The following is a 780-nucleotide window of genomic DNA, read 5'->3' as shown; positions in this document are numbered from 1 at the left end:
ACCGAGAGGGGCCGGGACCCCGCCCCCGGCCCCTCTCGGTGCCAGGGACCTCCCGGCCACCGGCTGGGACGCGGTTCAGCGTGCCCGGGCGGTTCGGCGTCCGCGCGCGGAGGCGTATCTGGCGGCCTACTTCGAGCACCGTGTCCCGATCAGCGGCGACCGCTGCGGTGGCGCCGATCCCGAGGGGATGCTCTGCGGGTTCGGCGCGCACGAGGGCCGTACGGTCGCCTACGCCGCGCAGACCGGGACCGCGACGCGCCCGGCCGGCTACCGGACCGCCGCCCGGCTGATCCGGCTCGCGGACCGGCTCGGCATTCCGGTGCTGACCCTGGTGGACACGCCGGGTGCCGCCAACGACGCGGAGGCCGAGCGGCAGGGGGTGGGCGCCTCGATCGCGGATCTGTTCGGGGCGGTGGCCGGGGCGCGTGTCCCGATCACCACGCTGGTCATCGGCGAGGGCGGCTCGGGCGGGGCCCTGGCCCTGGCGGCGCCCGGCAACACCTGGGCCACGCCGGACAGCTACTTCTCCGTCATCGCCCCGGAACTGGCGGCGGCGATCCTCAAACGAGGGCCAGGGGAGGTGGAGGCGACGGCGGACCAGCTGCGGATCCGGCCGCAGGACCTGGTGGAGCTGGGGGTGATCCGGGGGGTCGTCGGCGAGGGCCGCCCATGAGCGAAGGCACGCCGGAAAGGCACCGCCTCTCCGGCCTCTCTCCGGCTTTCCTCCGGCCTACGCGCCGCAGGAACGCGCACCTCATACCCGAAGCCCCCCGCTCCCCC

The 780-nt window shown here is 75.9% G+C and carries 1 protein-coding gene; it reads left to right on the top strand.

The genetic code is table 11. From position 1 onward, the window contains the following. A partial coding sequence (locus tag L0P92_RS44740; protein WP_273634168.1) for a carboxyl transferase domain-containing protein occupies positions 1 to 673 on the top strand: 673 nt, incomplete at its 5' end. Between the last annotated feature and the right edge of the window lie 107 nt (positions 674 to 780).

It is taken from the genome of Streptomyces muensis (genome assembly GCF_021474425.1).
Lineage (GTDB): Bacteria > Actinomycetota > Actinomycetes > Streptomycetales > Streptomycetaceae > Streptomyces > Streptomyces muensis.
This window is presented reverse-complemented; position numbering and strand designations above follow the sequence as displayed.